The 15,094-nt window shown below is 67.0% G+C and carries 19 protein-coding genes; 15 read left to right on the top strand and 4 right to left on the bottom strand.

The features are described 5' to 3' along the window. The first annotated feature begins 37 nt into the window (after nt 1-37). The 10 genes from atpB (at nt 38) to GIY23_RS18060 (ending at nt 8,323) form a co-directional block, all read left to right on the top strand. A complete protein-coding gene (gene atpB / locus GIY23_RS18105; RefSeq protein WP_154077756.1) occupies nt 38-814 on the top strand; it encodes a F0F1 ATP synthase subunit A in 777 nt (258 codons plus the stop codon). A 60-nt stretch (nt 815-874) separates the two neighbouring features. After that, nucleotides 875-1,132, top strand: coding sequence for an ATP synthase subunit c family protein (locus tag GIY23_RS18100; protein WP_154077755.1), 258 nt, complete (start codon nt 875-877; stop codon nt 1,130-1,132). 32 nt (nt 1,133-1,164) lie between these two features. Beyond that, on the top strand, nt 1,165-1,725 hold the full coding sequence (locus GIY23_RS18095; protein WP_154077754.1) for a F0F1 ATP synthase subunit B: 561 nt from the start codon (nt 1,165-1,167) through the stop codon (nt 1,723-1,725). 74 nt (nt 1,726-1,799) lie between these two features. After that, nucleotides 1,800-2,627 carry a F0F1 ATP synthase subunit delta gene (locus GIY23_RS18090; RefSeq protein ID WP_154077753.1) on the top strand — a complete coding sequence of 276 codons (828 nt, stop codon included), beginning with the start codon at nt 1,800-1,802 and terminating at the stop codon, nt 2,625-2,627. A gap of 64 nt (nt 2,628-2,691) precedes the next feature. Beyond that, nucleotides 2,692-4,341 carry a F0F1 ATP synthase subunit alpha gene (gene atpA, locus GIY23_RS18085; protein ID WP_154077752.1) on the top strand — a complete coding sequence of 550 codons (1,650 nt, stop codon included), beginning with the start codon at nt 2,692-2,694 and terminating at the stop codon, nt 4,339-4,341. An 11-nt stretch (nt 4,342-4,352) separates the two neighbouring features. Then, nucleotides 4,353-5,279, top strand: a complete 927-nt coding sequence (locus GIY23_RS18080; RefSeq protein ID WP_154077751.1) for a F0F1 ATP synthase subunit gamma — start codon at nt 4,353-4,355, stop codon at nt 5,277-5,279. 1 nt (nt 5,280) lies between these two features. Continuing rightward, the gene (gene atpD / locus GIY23_RS18075; RefSeq protein WP_154077750.1) at nt 5,281-6,714 is read left to right on the top strand and encodes a F0F1 ATP synthase subunit beta; all 1,434 of its coding nucleotides are present in this window, start codon (nt 5,281-5,283) and stop codon (nt 6,712-6,714) included. A gap of 234 nt (nt 6,715-6,948) precedes the next feature. Continuing rightward, nucleotides 6,949-7,314: a F0F1 ATP synthase subunit epsilon gene (locus GIY23_RS18070; protein WP_154077749.1), complete on the top strand. Its 366-nt coding sequence runs from the start codon at nt 6,949-6,951 to the stop codon at nt 7,312-7,314. A 25-nt stretch (nt 7,315-7,339) separates the two neighbouring features. Then, a complete protein-coding gene (locus GIY23_RS18065) occupies nt 7,340-7,771 on the top strand; it encodes a DUF2550 domain-containing protein (protein WP_154077748.1) in 432 nt (143 codons plus the stop codon). 81 nt (nt 7,772-7,852) lie between these two features. Then, nucleotides 7,853-8,323, top strand: a complete 471-nt coding sequence (locus GIY23_RS18060; protein WP_154077747.1) for a GNAT family N-acetyltransferase — start codon at nt 7,853-7,855, stop codon at nt 8,321-8,323. A 229-nt stretch (nt 8,324-8,552) separates the two neighbouring features. On the opposite strand, the gene GIY23_RS18055 is transcribed toward GIY23_RS18060, so the two are convergent. After that, on the bottom strand, nt 8,553-9,125 hold the full coding sequence (locus GIY23_RS18055) for a cob(I)yrinic acid a,c-diamide adenosyltransferase (protein WP_154077746.1): 573 nt from the start codon (nt 9,123-9,125) through the stop codon (nt 8,553-8,555). A 151-nt stretch (nt 9,126-9,276) separates the two neighbouring features. Here GIY23_RS18055 and murA point away from each other — a divergent pair, with 151 nt between their 5' ends. After that, on the top strand, nt 9,277-10,533 hold the full coding sequence (gene murA / locus GIY23_RS18050; RefSeq protein WP_154077745.1) for a UDP-N-acetylglucosamine 1-carboxyvinyltransferase: 1,257 nt from the start codon (nt 9,277-9,279) through the stop codon (nt 10,531-10,533). 76 nt (nt 10,534-10,609) lie between these two features. Here the strand turns inward: murA and GIY23_RS18045 are convergent, their stop codons facing one another. Beyond that, nucleotides 10,610-11,059 (bottom strand): QcrA and Rieske domain-containing protein, encoded by a 450-nt coding sequence (locus GIY23_RS18045; RefSeq protein WP_154077744.1) that lies wholly within the window; start codon nt 11,057-11,059, stop codon nt 10,610-10,612. A gap of 207 nt (nt 11,060-11,266) precedes the next feature. Here GIY23_RS18045 and GIY23_RS18040 point away from each other — a divergent pair, with 207 nt between their 5' ends. Beyond that, nucleotides 11,267-11,686 (top strand): hypothetical protein, encoded by a 420-nt coding sequence (locus GIY23_RS18040; protein ID WP_154077743.1) that lies wholly within the window; start codon nt 11,267-11,269, stop codon nt 11,684-11,686. A gap of 24 nt (nt 11,687-11,710) precedes the next feature. Here the strand turns inward: GIY23_RS18040 and GIY23_RS18035 are convergent, their stop codons facing one another. Both GIY23_RS18035 and GIY23_RS18030 read right to left on the bottom strand, forming a co-directional pair. Next, nucleotides 11,711-12,355, bottom strand: a complete 645-nt coding sequence (locus GIY23_RS18035; RefSeq protein WP_154077742.1) for a LysE family translocator — start codon at nt 12,353-12,355, stop codon at nt 11,711-11,713. Nucleotides 12,356-12,413: 58 nt separating this feature from the next. After that, nucleotides 12,414-12,947 (bottom strand): NUDIX domain-containing protein, encoded by a 534-nt coding sequence (locus GIY23_RS18030; RefSeq protein ID WP_154077741.1) that lies wholly within the window; start codon nt 12,945-12,947, stop codon nt 12,414-12,416. Between the two features lie 160 nt (nt 12,948-13,107). Between GIY23_RS18030 and GIY23_RS22705 the strand changes: the two genes are divergently transcribed. From GIY23_RS22705 to GIY23_RS18015, 3 genes are all read left to right on the top strand, one after another. Then, entirely contained in the window at nt 13,108-13,518 is a 411-nt protein-coding gene (locus GIY23_RS22705; RefSeq protein WP_187351929.1) for a protease inhibitor I9 family protein, read from the top strand. 192 nt (nt 13,519-13,710) lie between these two features. After that, on the top strand, nt 13,711-14,370 hold the full coding sequence (gene nucS / locus GIY23_RS18020; protein WP_154077739.1) for an endonuclease NucS: 660 nt from the start codon (nt 13,711-13,713) through the stop codon (nt 14,368-14,370). 39 nt (nt 14,371-14,409) lie between these two features. Continuing rightward, entirely contained in the window at nt 14,410-15,012 is a 603-nt protein-coding gene (locus GIY23_RS18015) for a DUF1707 SHOCT-like domain-containing protein (RefSeq protein ID WP_154077738.1), read from the top strand. Nucleotides 15,013-15,094: the final 82 nt, after the last annotated feature.

Below are 15,094 nucleotides of genomic sequence, written 5' to 3'. Positions count from 1 at the left end.
GAGTGAACGCCGACCGGGAGAACCGGAAGGAGCCCAGTTGGGCGCGCTGGTGCTGGCTCAAGGCGGGACGTTCGTCCCGCCGGGTGCCGATAGCTTTTTCTTGCCGCCGATCTTCGGTGGGGTCACCAAGCCGATGCTGCTGGTGGCACTGTCCGTCGTGATCATCGGTGCCTACTTCGTCGTGACGACGCGGAACATGCAGTTGGTTCCCTCGAAGGGCCAGTTCGCCGCGGAGCAGATCTACGACTTCTCGCGGAACACCGCGCGGGACCAGATCGGTTCGAAGGAGTTCAAGCCCTTCATCCCGCTCATCTTCGCGCTTTTCACCTTCGTTCTGGTGAACAACCTGTTCGGGATCATTCCGCTGGTGCAGTTCCCCACGATGGCGAAGATCGGGTTCCCGATCGCGCTGATGCTCGTGGTCTACGTCACTTATCACGGCATCGGATTCAAGCGGCACGGCTTCACCGGTTACCTCAAGGGCATCATGTTCCCACCGAACGTGCCCAAGCCGATCTACGTGCTTCTCGCGCCGATCGAGTTCATCTCGAAGTTCGTGACCAACCCGTTCGCGTTGGCAATCCGAGTGTTCGCCGCGATGTTCGCCGGCCACCTCATGCTTCTGGTGTTCACCCTCGGCGGCCAGTACCTGCTCGTGGAGGCGAGCGCGTTCCTCAAACCGGTGTCCTTGCTCGGTTTCGGGTTCGCCATCGTGCTGACGTTCGTCGAGGCACTGATCCAGGTCCTGCAGGCCTACATCTTCGCGCTGCTGTCCGCGAGCTACATCGGCAGCGCGCTCGCAGAAGAGCACTGACGTCCAGACCCACGGAACTCCCGATCCGCATCCCGCGGACCGAGTGAAAGGTAGTTGAGAGTGAGCAACATCGTTCTTGCGCAGGCCGCCGACACCGCCGGTGCCATCAACCCGGGTCTCGCCGCCATCGGCTACGGCCTCGGTGCCATCGGCCCCGGTGTGGGTGTGGGTCTGATCTGGGCCGCCGTCATCAACGGCACCGCCCGTCAGCCGGAGGCTCAGAGCCAGCTCATGGGCATCGCGTGGATCTCGTTCGTTCTCGTCGAGGTGCTCGCCCTGATCGGCCTGGTCGTCTACTTCATCGCCTCCGCAGCCTGAGTTAGGTACTCGACGCGTTGGGAGACGTTGTGATGAACACGCAGATGGTGTTGGCCGCCGAAGGCGAGCACAACCCGATCCTGCCGATGCCCTCGGAGCTGATCCTCGGCCTCGTGGCATTTCTCCTGCTGCTGTGGGTGCTGAACAAGTACGCGGTGCCGCGCTTCGAGAAGCTCTACGAAGAGCGCAGCCAGAAGATCGAGGGTGGCATCGCCCGCGCCGAAGAGGCCCAGGCCGAGGCGCAGCGCACCCTCGAGCAGTACAAGGAGCAGCTGGCGGATGCGCGGGCCGAGGCGGCTCGGATTCGCGACGACGCCCGCGCCGAAGGTCAGCAGATCGTCGAGGAGATGCGGACCCAGGCCCAGACCGAGTCCGACCGGATCGTGGCTGCCGGGCAGAGTCAGTTGGCCTCGCAGCGTGCGCAGATCGTCGCCGAACTCCGCGGCGACCTCGGCAGGCAGGCAGTCAATCTGGCCGACCGGATCGTCGGTGAGTCCCTCGAGGACGAGGCCCGTCGCCGCGGCACCGTGGACCGGTTCCTCGACGACCTCGAGACGACGGCAGCACCGGCATCCGGCTCCAGCCAGAGCTGACGGAGTACGAACCAGACGGGCACCGGATCGATGGTCGAGACGATCGATCGCCCACGAGTGAAAGGCGCTGAGAGTTGAGCACCCTCGTGAACGCCGCGAGTCGGGAAGCACTGGCAGCCACCGAGCTGCAGTTGCTGCAGGCCACCGACGGGGCCGGACCCGCGGAGATCACCGGGCTCGCCGACGAGCTGTTCGGGGTCGCCGCCGTGCTGGGCCGCGAGTCCGGGCTGCGGCGTGCTCTCGCCGATGCCTCCACCGACTCGAGTTCCCGGGAACGCTTGGCTCGCGAGCTGTTCGGAGGCAAGCTCGGGACCAGGGCGCTACCGGTCGTCGTCGAGGCGGTGCGGTCTCGCTGGTCGGGTCCTCGCGACCTCGTCGACGGCGTCGAGCGCCTGGCCCGTACCGCACTACTCGTGCAGGCCGAGCGGGCGGGCAGACTGGACGCAGTCGAGGACGAGCTGTTCCGGCTGGGGCGCATCATCGGGTCCGACCCGGACCTGGAGCGTCTCTTGTCGGACCCGACGGCTTCGGCCGAGGGCAAGTCCGTGGTCGTTGACCAGCTGGTCGACGGCAAGGTCGAGCCGGTGACGCAGAGCCTGGTTCGGCAGCTGGTCAGCCACCCTCGCGGCCACGTCAGCGACGGGCTCGAGGAGCTGGCGGAGTTGTCGGCCAAGCGGCGGGAACGGTCGGTGGCGCACGTCGTCACGTCGGTCCCGCTGAGCGACGAGCAGCAGCAGCGGCTCGCCACGACGCTGCAACACATCTACGCGCGACCGATCGCGATCCATCTCGAAGTGGACCCCGAGATCGGCGGCGGGTTGGTGATCCGGGTCGGTGACGAGGTCATCGACGGCAGCACGTCCGGGCGTCTGCAGGCTCTGCGGCGCGACCTCGCCGGTTGATCCGAAGCCCCAGGCGAGCGAACACACTCACTTCTCACGAACGAACCGAGAGCAGGAACGAGACATGGCGGAGCTGACGATCTCGTCGGACGAGATCCGCAGTGCGATCGAGAAGTACGTCTCCAGCTACTCCCCGGAGGTCAGCCGCGAGGAGGTCGGCGTCGTCACCGATACCGGTGACGGCATCGCCCATGTCGAGGGTCTGCCTTCGGCCATGACCGAGGAACTGCTGGAGTTCCCCGGCGGCGTCAAGGGCGTCGCGATGAACCTCGAGGCCCAGTCCATCGGTGCGGTCGTCCTCGGCGACTCCGACAACATCGAGGAGGGCCAGGAGGTCAAGAGCACCGGTGAGGTCCTCTCGGTGCCGGTGGGCGACGGGTTCCTCGGCCGCGTGGTCGACCCGCTGGGCGGGCCCCTCGACGGCCTCGGCGACGTCGTCGGCGAGGACCACCGTGCACTGGAGCTGCAGGCCGCCACGGTCGTACAGCGTCAGGGCGTCGGCGAGCCGCTGCAGACCGGCATCAAGGCCATCGACTCGATGACCCCCATCGGCCGCGGGCAGCGTCAGCTGGTCATCGGTGACCGTAAGACGGGCAAGACCACGGTCGCCGTCGACACGATCATCAACCAGAAGGCCAACTGGGACAGCGGTGACCCGGACAAGCAGGTGCGCTGCGTCTACGTCGCGGTCGGCCAGAAGGGTTCCACGATCGCCGGCGTGAAGCGGTCCCTCGAGGCCGCGGGCGCGATGGAGTACACCACCATCGTCGCCGCCCCCGCCTCGGACTCACCGGGTCTGAAGTGGCTCGCGCCCTACACCGGTTCGGCCCTCGGCCAGCACTGGATGTACCAGGGCAAGCACGTCCTGATCGTGTTCGACGATCTCACCAAGCAGGCCGAGGCCTACCGCGCGATCTCGCTGCTGCTGCGCCGCCCGCCGGGCCGTGAGGCCTACCCGGGCGACGTGTTCTACCTGCACTCCCGCCTGCTGGAGCGCTGTGCGAAGCTCTCCGACGAGATGGGCGCCGGATCGATGACGGGCCTGCCGATCATCGAGACCAAGGCGAACGACGTGTCGGCCTACATCCCGACGAACGTCATCTCCATCACCGACGGTCAATGCTTCCTGCAGTCCGACCTGTTCAACTCCGGACAGCGCCCCGCCATCGACGTCGGTATCTCGGTGTCGCGTGTGGGTGGTTCCGCGCAGATCAAGGCGATGAAGACGGTCTCCGGTTCGCTGCGTCTGGACCTCGCGCAGTACCGCGAGCTCGAGTCCTTCGCGGCCTTCGCCTCCGACCTCGACGCCGCATCGAAGGCCCAGCTCGACCGTGGTGCCCGCCTCATGGAGGTCCTCAAGCAGGGACAGGGCGAGCCGCTGCCGGTCGAGGACGAGGTCGTGTCGCTGTTCCTCGGGACCCAGGGGCACCTCGACTCGGTGCCGACCGAGGACGTGCAGCGTTTCGAGAGCGAGTTCCTGGCGTACTTCCGCCGCACGAACGAAACCGCGCTCAAGGACATCGTCGAGTCGAAGAAGCTCTCGGACGACACGTCGAACTCCATCGTCTCGGCGGTCGACGAGTTCAAGAAGCAGTTCACGACCTCCGAGGGCGGGTCCGCGGAACCGCAGAAGGAGGCCGAGGCCGAGGCGATGGACGCCGACCAGGTCGGTCAGGAGACCGTGAAGGTCAACCGTCCCGCCCCGAAGAAGTGACCGGGTAACTCATGGCTCAACTTCGGGAACTACGCAATCGCATCCGGTCGGTCAAATCGATCCGGAAGATCACCAAGGCCCAGGAGCTGATCGCGACCTCGCGCATCATGAAGGCGCAGGCGCGGGTGGAGGCGTCGCGACCGTACGCCGACGAGATCACCAGGGTGATGTCGGCGGTGGCCGGGGCGAGCACGCTCGATCACCCGCTGCTCACCGAGCGGTCTGAGCCGAAGCGAGCCGCGGTCTTGGTCGTGACCAGCGACGGCGGCTTCTGCGGCGCCTACAACGCGAACGTGTTGCGGGAGGCCGAGGAGCTGCAGAGTCTGCTGCGTTCCGAGGGCAAGACGCCGGTGCTCTACGTCATCGGCCGCAAGGGCGAGGCGTACTACCGGTTCCGCAACCGGGAGATCGCCAAGAGCTGGGCGGGGTTCTCGGACCGTCCGGAGTACGACAATGCCGCCGACGTCGGCGAGACCCTGGTCAAGGCGTTCCTCGCGGGCGCCGACGACTACCCCGACGACGCCGGTGAGGACGGTATTCTGGGTGTGGACGAGCTGCACCTGGTCCACACCGAGTTCGTCTCGATGCTGACGCAGCGCCCCTCGGTCAACCGGGTCGCTCCGTTGGAGGTCGAATACTCGGAGGAGCCCGCCGCCGGGCTTTCACCGGCGTACGAGTTCGAGCCGGACGCCGAGAGGCTGTTCGAGGCTCTACTGCCGAAGTACATCAACACCAGGCTTTTCGCTGGGTTGCTGGACGCGGCGGCGTCGATCCACGCCGCTCGCCGGGCCGCCATGAAGTCGGCGACCGACAATGCGGACGAGATCGTCGAAAACCTCAGCCGTCAGGCCAACCAGGCCCGTCAGGCCCAGATCACCCAGGAAATCAGCGAGATCGTCGGTGGTGTCGAGGCGCTCTCGTCAGCAGGAAGTGAGTGACATGACTGCGACTGCCACTAGCACGGCTACTGGCACCGGCCGCGTCGTCCGGGTCCTCGGCCCGGTCGTCGACGTGGAGTTTCCGCGTGACCAGGTGCCCGACCTCAACAACGCGCTCACCGCGGAGATCACCCACGAGCGCATGAAGAAGACGCTGACCTTCGAGGTCGCCCAGCACATGGGTGACAGCGTCGTGCGCACGATCTCCATGCAGCCCACGCAGGGACTGGTTCGTGGTTCGACGGTCGCCGACTCGGGGTCCGCGATCTCGGTTCCGGTCGGTGACGTCGTCAAGGGCCACGTGTTCAACGCCCTCGGCCACTGCTTGGACGAGCCGGGCTACGCCTCGGACGCCGAGCGCTGGACGATCCACCGCAAGCCGCCGGCTTTCGACCAGCTCGAAGGCAAGACCGAGATGCTGCAGACCGGTATCAAGGTCATCGACCTGCTCACCCCTTACGTGCAGGGTGGCAAGATCGGCCTGTTCGGTGGTGCCGGTGTCGGCAAGACGGTGCTCATCCAGGAGATGATCCGCCGTGTCGCCAAGAACTTCGGTGGTACCTCGGTGTTCGCCGGTGTCGGTGAGCGCACCCGTGAGGGCAACGACCTCTGGGTGGAGATGGGCGAGTCCGGCGTCCTCGACGACACCGCCCTGGTGTTCGGTCAGATGGACGAGCCGCCCGGCACCCGTATGCGGGTGGCGCTGTCGGCGCTGACGATGGCGGAGTACTTCCGCGACGTCCAGAACCAGGACGTGCTGCTGTTCATCGACAACATCTTCCGGTTCACCCAGGCCGGCCAGGAGGTCTCGACGCTGCTGGGCCGGATGCCCTCGGCGGTCGGCTACCAGCCGACGCTGGCCGACGAGATGGGTGACCTGCAGGAGCGGATCACCTCGACGCGGGGCCGGTCGATCACCTCGATGCAGGCGATCTACGTCCCTGCCGACGACTACACCGACCCGGCGCCGGCGACGACCTTCGCTCACCTGGACGCGACCACGGAGCTCTCCCGTGCGATCTCGCAGAAGGGTATCTACCCGGCGGTCGACCCGCTGTCGTCCAGTTCCACCATCCTCGACCCGGCGATCGTCGGCGAGGAGCACTACCGGGTGGCGCAGGAGGTCAAGCGGATCCTGCAGAAGTACAAGGAGCTGCAGGACATCATCGCCATCCTCGGTATGGACGAGCTGTCCGAAGAGGACAAGGTGACGGTCTCCCGCGCGCGGCGCATCGAGCGTTACCTGGGCCAGAACTTCTTCGTCGCGAAGCAGTTCACCGGCCAGGACGGTTCCTTCGTGGACCCGAAGGAGACGATCGAGGCGTTCGACCGTCTGTGCAAGGGCGACTTCGACCACTATCCGGAGCAGGCGTTCCTGTCCATCGGTGGTATCGAGGACCTGGAGCAGGCGTACAACAAACTCACCTCGAAGTGAGGTGTGGACACCGTCGGCCGGGAGATCCGCCTTCGGTGTCCGGTCAGGATCGCAGGCCGGGGTCCTTCGGGGCCCCGGCCTTTCCTGTGGGGCGGTGACAGCATGGGAACCTTTCTGTCACGGGTGCGTGGAAAGTTCCCTTCCTGTCACGCACGCCCCGACCCCGGGGCGACTCGTCGCTGTCCAGGGGCTATTGGCTAGACTCCGCACACACACCCGACGAAGGAGACGCGCGTGGCCAACATGTCCGTCCAACTGGTCGCCGTCGAACGCCGTTTGTGGTCCGGTGAGGCGACCGCCGTGTCGGCCCAGACGCTCGAGGGCGAAATCGGTGTCCTGCCCGGTCACGAGCCGGTGCTCGGTCAGTTGATCGAGGGTGGCGTCGTGAAGATCACCACGGTCGACAACGACACGGTGACGGCGGCGGTGCATGGCGGGTTCCTGTCCGTGACGGGCGATGGGGTGAGCATCCTCGCCGAGTCCGCGGAGTTGGCGCAGGAGATCGACGTCGCCAAGGCCCGCGAAGAAGCGGGGGCCCAGGACGCGGACGTCCGGGCGCGGGCGGAGAGTCGTCTGCGGGCGGCTGAACGGTCTTCCTGACGCACTAGACAGGGGGCAATCGAGCATGTGGACCGCCACGATTCTCGTGCTGGCGCTGGCGCTGGCAGCGTTGGGAATCGTGGTGCGCGTGTGGCGAAGGGTCCATCAGCTGCGTACGGGTGGTGTCGATGTGGCGCTGCGATCCCGTGCGGACGAGGGTGCCCGTGGCTGGCACCTGGGGGTGGCGCGATATCGCGGCGAGGAATTCACGTGGTATCGGGTGTTGAGCTTGCGCAACGGGCCGAGCTGGGTGATGAATCGGTCCGATGTGGCGATCGCCGGACGTCGGGAACCGACGACGCCGGAGACCTATACGGTGCCGTCGGGATCCGTCGTGCTCGATCTGGACGGGCTGGGGCGGCACGTCGAGATCGCGATGGGGCCGGACGCGTTGACTGGGTTCCTGTCGTGGCTGGAGTCTGCTCCTCCGGGAAAATCCGTCCCATGGGCGTCCTGAGTCGCAGTCGTCGGATAGCGCAACGCCCACGCTCGGGTCGGCATGCAGAATCTGGTGGACGGCGAGGTCTAGGCTGAGTTCGTGCGGATCGAGGTTGCTTCTTACGATCACCCGGACGCTCGACGGCTGGTCGACGAGGTGCAGCAGGAGTACCTCCTGCGTTACGGCGAGCACGACAGCACGCCGATGACGGTGGAGGAGTTCGCGGCGCCGCGTGGGTTGTTCTTGCTCGGTTATCGCGGTGGGGAGGCCGTCGCGTCCGGCGGGTGGCGTGCCCACGACGGGGACGAACCGTTCTTCGAGGACGGCGACGCCGAGCTCAAGCGCATGTACGTGGTGCCGCACGCGCGCGGCTCGGGGCTGGCTCGGGCGATGCTGGCCGAGTTGGAACGGTCCGCGCGGTCGGCTGGCCGGCGCCGGGCGATTCTGGAGACGGGCACGGCACAGCCGGAAGCGATCGCACTGTACGAATCGTCTGGTTACGCGGAGATCAGCAAGTTCGGCGTGTACCGCTGTGACGGCGACAGTCGCTGCTTCGGTAAGTGGCTCTGAGCGCCGCATCGGTGGTCGTGCAGCCGTGCCTGCCCGTCGTGTCGCGCCGTGCCGCTTCCAGAGCCGTCAAACCTCTGTGGTCCAGCCGGTGTCGATGCTGATGCCGTGACGAGCGGCCGCGCGGGTTGGGGCTGTGGTGGGCACGGTGCGGTGACGATCGTTCCGCCGACGTCGCAGACCGGCCACGGAACCACCCACGCAGATCAATCCGCGCACCCTCTCGGCGGCGTCAGCTGTTGCCGCCGGGCCTCCAGAGCACGTCACCGTCGGGGTTGGCGACGCGCGCGAGGATAAACAGCAGGTCGGACAGCCGGTTCAGGTATTTCGCGGGCAGATCGTTGGTGCCCTCCGGGTCGGCAGCGCAGGCCGCCCATGCTGCCCGTTCCGCGCGGCGTGCGACGCAGCGTGCCTGGTGCAACAGCGCTCCGGCGGGCGTGCCGCCGGGCAGGATGAACGAGTGCAGCGGTTCGAGGTGGTCGTTGAACTCGTCGCAGTGTGCTTCAAGCCGGTCGATGTAGTTCTGGGTGACGCGCAGCGGCGGGTACTTGGGGTTCTCGGCGACGGGGGTCGACAGGTCCGCACCTACGTCGAACAGGTCGTTCTGGACCTCTGTGAGCACGGCTCGGACCGTCTCGTCCAGCGGTGCGGTGGCCAGCGCGACGCCGAGCAGAGAGTTCGTCTCGTCCACGTCGGCATAGGCGACGAGACGCTCGTCGGTTTTGCTGACCTGTGAGTTGTCCGACAGGCGAGTCGTCCCGCCGTCCCCGGCCCGCGTGTAGATCTTCGTCAGGTGCACACCCATGCACCCACCCTATGCGCCTGCCTCTCCGCCTGTGGCGGGTGACAGTAAGGGAACTTTCCTGTCACCGGTGCGCGGAAAGTTCCCTTACTGTCACGATGTGCGACGCACCCGGTCCGCGGGGTGCCGATGCCGGGCCGTAACCTGGCTGCTCGTGAGTGAGCACTTCCGGGTCCACGGCGGCGCCCGACTTGAAGGCGAAGTCGACGTGGTCGGTGCGAAGAACAGCGTGCTGAAGCTGATGGCGGCAGCGCTGCTGGCCGAGGGCACCACGACGATCACGAACTGCCCCGAGATTCTCGACGTTCCCCTGATGGGTGACGTGCTGGAGAGTCTCGGATGTGAGGTCCGCACCGAGGGCCGTAAGGCCACGATCACGGTTCCGGAGCGCATCAGCCATGAGGCGATCTCGCCGTCGATGGGCAAGCTCAGGGCTTCCGTGTGCGTGCTCGGCCCTCTGGTGGCGCGCTGCCGCAAAGCGGTGGTGACGCTGCCCGGTGGCGACGCGATCGGCTCACGCCCACTGGACATGCACCAGAACGGGCTGCGCAAGCTGGGCGCGACGAGCTACATCGAGCACGGCGCGGTCGTTGCCGAGGCCGAGGATCTCAGCGGGGCCCAGATCTGGTTGGACTTCCCGAGCGTCGGAGCCACGGAGAACATCCTGATGGCCTCGGTGCTCGCGGAGGGCACCACGGTGATCGACAACGCGGCCCGTGAGCCGGAAATCGTCGACCTGTGCGTCATGCTGCAGCAGATGGGCGCCAAGATCGAGGGCGCGGGGACCTCGACCCTGACGGTGCACGGCGTGGAGTCGTTGCGGGCCGTCGAACACGAGGTCATCGGTGACCGGATCGTCGGGGCGACGTGGGCGTTCGCGGCGGCGGCGACACAGGGCGACATCACGGTGCGCGGTGTGGATCCCCAGCACGTGAACCTGGTTCTGGAGAAGCTGCGCAGCGGCGGCGCTTCGGTGACGGCGCTGGACGGTGGTTTCCGGGTGGTAGCCACCCAGCGGCAGGTGGCCGTGGATTTCGTGACGCTCCCGTATCCCGGGTTCCCCACCGATCTGCAGCCGATGGCGCTAGCCCTCTCGGCTGTGGCCGACGGCACGTCGATGATCACCGAGAACCTGTTCGAGTCCCGGTTCCGCTTCATCGAGGAGATGGTGCGGATGGGTGCCGATGCTCGCACCGACGGTCATCACGCTGTCGTGCGCGGAGTGGAGAACCTTTCCAGCGCGCCCGTGTGGGCTTCTGACATTCGCGCCGGAGTGGGGCTGGTCATCGCGGGCTTGTGCGCGGACGGGGTGACCGAGGTTTGGGACGTCTTCCACATCGACAGGGGCTACCCGAACTTCGTGGAGAACCTGCGCGACCTCGGTGCCCGAATCGACCGCATCACGGAATAGCCCTCATGCTTGGGCCCCGGGCCCGGGGGCTCGGCCGAGAGAAGCCTTTCGAAGCGTTTCCGCGGTACAGAGCGGGTCACGCTTGCCCGGTGACGACCTGGTCGCCGTCGATGCGAACCTCGACGCGGTCGAGCGGACGATCCGCGGGACCGGTGACGACGTTGCCCGAAAGGTCGAAGACCGAACCGTGACACGGGCATTCGAGCTGCTGTCCTTGCGGGGCGACTGTGCAGCCCTCGTGGGTGCAGGCGGCGCTGAACGCCTCGGCGACGCCTTCCTGTGGTCGGACCACCAGGATCTGCCGCCCGTCGGGTGCTTCGGCCGCCGCGGCGCCGCCGACCGGGACGTCGGCGAGGCGGACGAGCGGGGTCCCCTCCGGCGGTGGGGGCGGCGGCTCTTCGGCGGCGTCGGTGAGACTCGACCCTTGCTGGTTGTTCGACGTACACGCCGCCGCGCCGCACACGGCCGCCACGGCTCCGCCTGCGCGCAGCACGTGGCGGCGGGAACAGGTCGGGAACTGACTCATGCCGCACCTCGCGTTCGATTGCACTTGCACCTCGGGTGGCGGGTGACAGTAAGGGAACCTTCCTGTCACATGTGCGCGGCATGTTCCCTTGCTGTCACGCTCCGAGTGGACCTTGAGCGACACTGTGCACCAAACCGGCATAATGGACAATCTCGGGTTGTCGGAGGAAGGGGCGGCGCGGCTCGCGGCGCTCCGCGAGGAGTGGGTATGAACGCGAGTTCCGTGAGTACCGCCGCGGCGTCGGCGACCGGGCGCGCAACGGTCGCCGAGGTGCTGCGAGGCCTCGTCGTGACCGGGGTGTTGATGTCCGGCGTGGTCCATCTCGAGCTGTGGGCCCAAGGCGTTGCCGAGGTTCCCGTAATCGGCCCACTTTTCCTGCTCAACGCGGTGGCGGGCATCGTTCTCGGGCTCGTCGTCCCGATCTGGCGCCACTGGATCCCGGTCGCCGCAGCCTGCCTGTTCAACGCGGCGACGCTGCTCGCGTTCGTGCTTGCCGTCACGGTCGGACTGTTCGGCTCCCGCGAGGTCGCGGCGGGAGTGCCGCAGTCGCTCGCCGGCGTGGCCGAAGTGGTGTCATTGCTGTGCGGGCTGGCGTTGCTGCTGGTGGGCAGTACCCTCCGGCGCTGAGGAGTTGGGCCCGCCGGTCGGTGGTCAAGCCCCGTCGAGCGCGACCCGAAGGCCGAGTCCCACCATCACGGTGCCCGTGACGCGTTCCAGCGTGAGGCGGACGCGGCGCTTGGTCACCAACTGCCGCATCGCGCCGACCATCCACGACATCAGCCTCCACCACACGACGGAGACGCCGAGGAAGACCAGCATCAACATCATCGACGTGGTGGTGCGCGGCTCGTTGCCGCCGACGAACTGCGGAATCAACGTGAGGAAAAGCAGCACGATCTTCGGATTGAGCAGGTTGCTGATCAGGCCCTGCCGGAACGCCGCGCGCCGCGTGATGGGTTGCTGCGACGAGGCGAGATCGAGTGTCGGCTCCTCCGCGGGCTCGTGTCGCTGCTTCCAACTCGCCCACAACGTTGTCGCACCGAGCCACACGAGATACGCGGCTCCGAGCACCTTGACCACCGTGTACGCCGTTGCGGAAGCGGCGAGCAGGGCGGACAGGCCGATCATCGAGGCCGCGGCGTGGACGACCAGGCCGCCGCAGCACCCAATGCCGGTCCACCACATCGCCGTCGTGCCACCGCGCAGACTGTTGCGCAGCCCGAGTGCGGTGTCCGGTCCGGGGACGACGGCGATGACGATCGCGACCAGGAGGAACGGGATCAGCTGTTCGGGCACCCCGTCAGGCTAGGCACTACCGAAACGCCGAGACCACGGTCGCGAGTTGTTGTCCCGGTCACATAGTGCGTTCCCGCAGCAACAGCAACGTGTAGGCGGCGATCGACTGCGCGTCGGTGATCTCTCCGTCTCGGACCATCGCCTCGAACTCGGATCTGGAGAACCAGGCAGCCCGCATGTCCTGTTCCTCGGGTTCGCGTTCATGGGGGCCGTGAACCAAGCCGGTGGCGAGATAGGCCCGGCCGCGCTGGCTGGACATGCCCGGGGCGACGTCGAGAGAGCCGAGCAGAGTGACGTCGTCGGCGATCAGACCGGTTTCTTCCCGGAGTTCACGCGTGGCCAACTCGGCCGGGTCGACGTCCTGCCGATCGGGGGCGGTGCCCTGCGGAAACTCCCAGCGACGTCGGCCGAGGGGATAGCGGTACTGTTCGACGAGGTGTAGCCGCCCCTCGTCGAGGGGAACGACCAGGGCGTAGTCGGGCTTGTCGATCACTCCGTAGAGGCCGCTGGAGCCGTCCTGTCGCACGATGCCGTCCTCACGCACCGTCATCCACGCGTTCGCGTACACCTCACGAGTGCTCGTTGTTTCCATGGCCGCATCCTGCCTGCGGCGGAGGGGGCGTGACAGGAAGGGAACATTCCTGTCACCGGTGCGCGGAAAGTTCCCTTCCTGCCACCCGGCTCATGCAACCGGCGGCCGGCTCGGGTCCGTCTTCGCAGTGACAGGGTCGTCGGGACGGAGGGATGGCGTCGTGAGCAGGACGAGGAAGACGAAGCGGATCGCGGTGGTCCTCGCGGCCCTGGCGGTCACGGCCACGTTGGGTGCAGGCACGGTGCTGGCCCTCGGTGCGACGGGGTCGCAGGCAGGCGAGGAGACCGCTCAGCGGCCTGGCGGCGAGGACAAGGTGGCCGGCATGGAGCACGCGCCGACCGTGCAGGACAGCTACGTGGTCGTCTTCGAAGACACCGTTTCCGCAGAGGCGGTCGGCGTGACCGCGGCGGACCTGGCTCGAAAACACGGGGCGACTATCACCACGGAGTACTCCTCCGCACTCACCGGCTTCGCGATGCATGCCACGGCGAAGCAGGCCGAACGGCTCGCCCAGGAGCCCACGGTCAAATACGTCCAGCCGAACCAGCAGATCAGCATCGACGGGGCCTGACCCCAAACCCGCTCGGACGGCGGCCGACTCCTTCCACGGTCGCCGTCCGAGCGTTCACGCCACAGTGACAGCAAGGGAACTTTCCGCGCACGGGTGACAGGAAGGTTCCCTTGCTGTCACCCGCCACGCCGTGACACCTCGCCCCACGGCGGGGTGCTCGACATGAGGCCGGGTGCCCGTACTGTGTTCCGGGTGCGTCTCGTGATTGCCCGCTGCAAGGTTGACTACGTCGGTCGTCTCACCGCGCATCTGCCGTTGGCGCAGCGCCTGCTGCTGGTCAAGGCCGACGGTTCGGTGTCGGTGCACTCCGACGACCGTGCCTACAAACCGCTGAACTGGATGAGCCCGCCGTGCTGGCTGATCGAGGATCCGGGCGTGTGGACGGTGCAGAACAAGGCCGGCGAGAAGCTCGTGATCAGTATCGACGAGGTGCTGCACGACTCGAAGCACGAGCTCGGCCACGAACCCGGCCTGGTCAAGGACGGCGTGGAATCCCATCTGCAGGAGCTGCTCGCCGAACACGTGACGACGCTCGGCGACGGATGGTCGCTGGTGCGGCGCGAGTTCCCCACGGCGATCGGCCCTGTCGATTTGATGTGCCGGGACTCCGACGGGTCGAGCGTGGCCGTGGAGATCAAACGACGCGGCGAGATCGACGGGGTGGAGCAGCTCACCCGCTACCTCGAGCTCCTCAACCGCGACCCGTTGCTGGCCCCGGTGACGGGCGTGTTCGCCGCGCAACAGATCAAGCCGCAGGCGCGAACCCTGGCCGAGGACCGCGGCATTCGCTGTGTCACGCTCGACTACGACGACCTCCGCGGCATCGAGCCCGATGAGTTCCGGTTGTTCTGATCCGCGTGGAGCCTCTTCGCCGTTGCCATACTGTCCGGCATGACGGGACAGTTCGATCCTGCGCGTATGCGGTTGTCCGACGCCGAGCGTGAGCAGGCGGTGCAGCGCTTGAACACGGCGTTGGGAGAGGGCCGTCTCGACCTCGACGAGTTCACTCGACGCACCGATCGTGCTCTGGCGTGTCGTACGCGGGGCGAGCTGGACGCCTTGTTCGCTGATCTCCCGTCGCTTGCGGTGTCGCTGACGGCGGGGGAGTCGGTCCTCGAGCTGCGGCCGAAGAACTCGGCGTTGCAGCGGCACGGCAACTGGGTGGTGCCGCCGTCGATCACGATCACCGGCAAGCTCGGCTCCGTCGTGTTGGACTTCCTGCATGCGCAGTGGGCGGCTTCGACGGTCGAGATCGACGTCTCCACCAAATACACGAAGATCGAGTTCTCCGTCCCGCAAGGAACGTGGGTCGACTGCAACGGCCTCGAGTTGGTCGACGGATCGGTGCGAGACCGACGCACGGGCGGCGAGGTTCCGTCGGCGCCGCGTCGCATCGTCGTGCGCGGGCGGATGCAGTACGCACACCTCACTCTGCGCGCACGTTCGGGCAAGCCGACCTGGTGGGAGAAGCTGGGTCTACCGCCGCTGTTCTGACCCGCCGTTTCCGGCGCGGACGCTTCCTGTTCAACGAATTGATATCGACCGCAAGCGGCGTCGCTCGCCGTGCGGTACTGTG

This window comes from Allosaccharopolyspora coralli, from assembly GCF_009664835.1.
Classification (GTDB): domain Bacteria; phylum Actinomycetota; class Actinomycetes; order Mycobacteriales; family Pseudonocardiaceae; genus Allosaccharopolyspora; species Allosaccharopolyspora coralli.
Note: the sequence above shows the minus strand (reverse complement) of the source record. Positions and strands in the feature narration are given on the sequence as shown.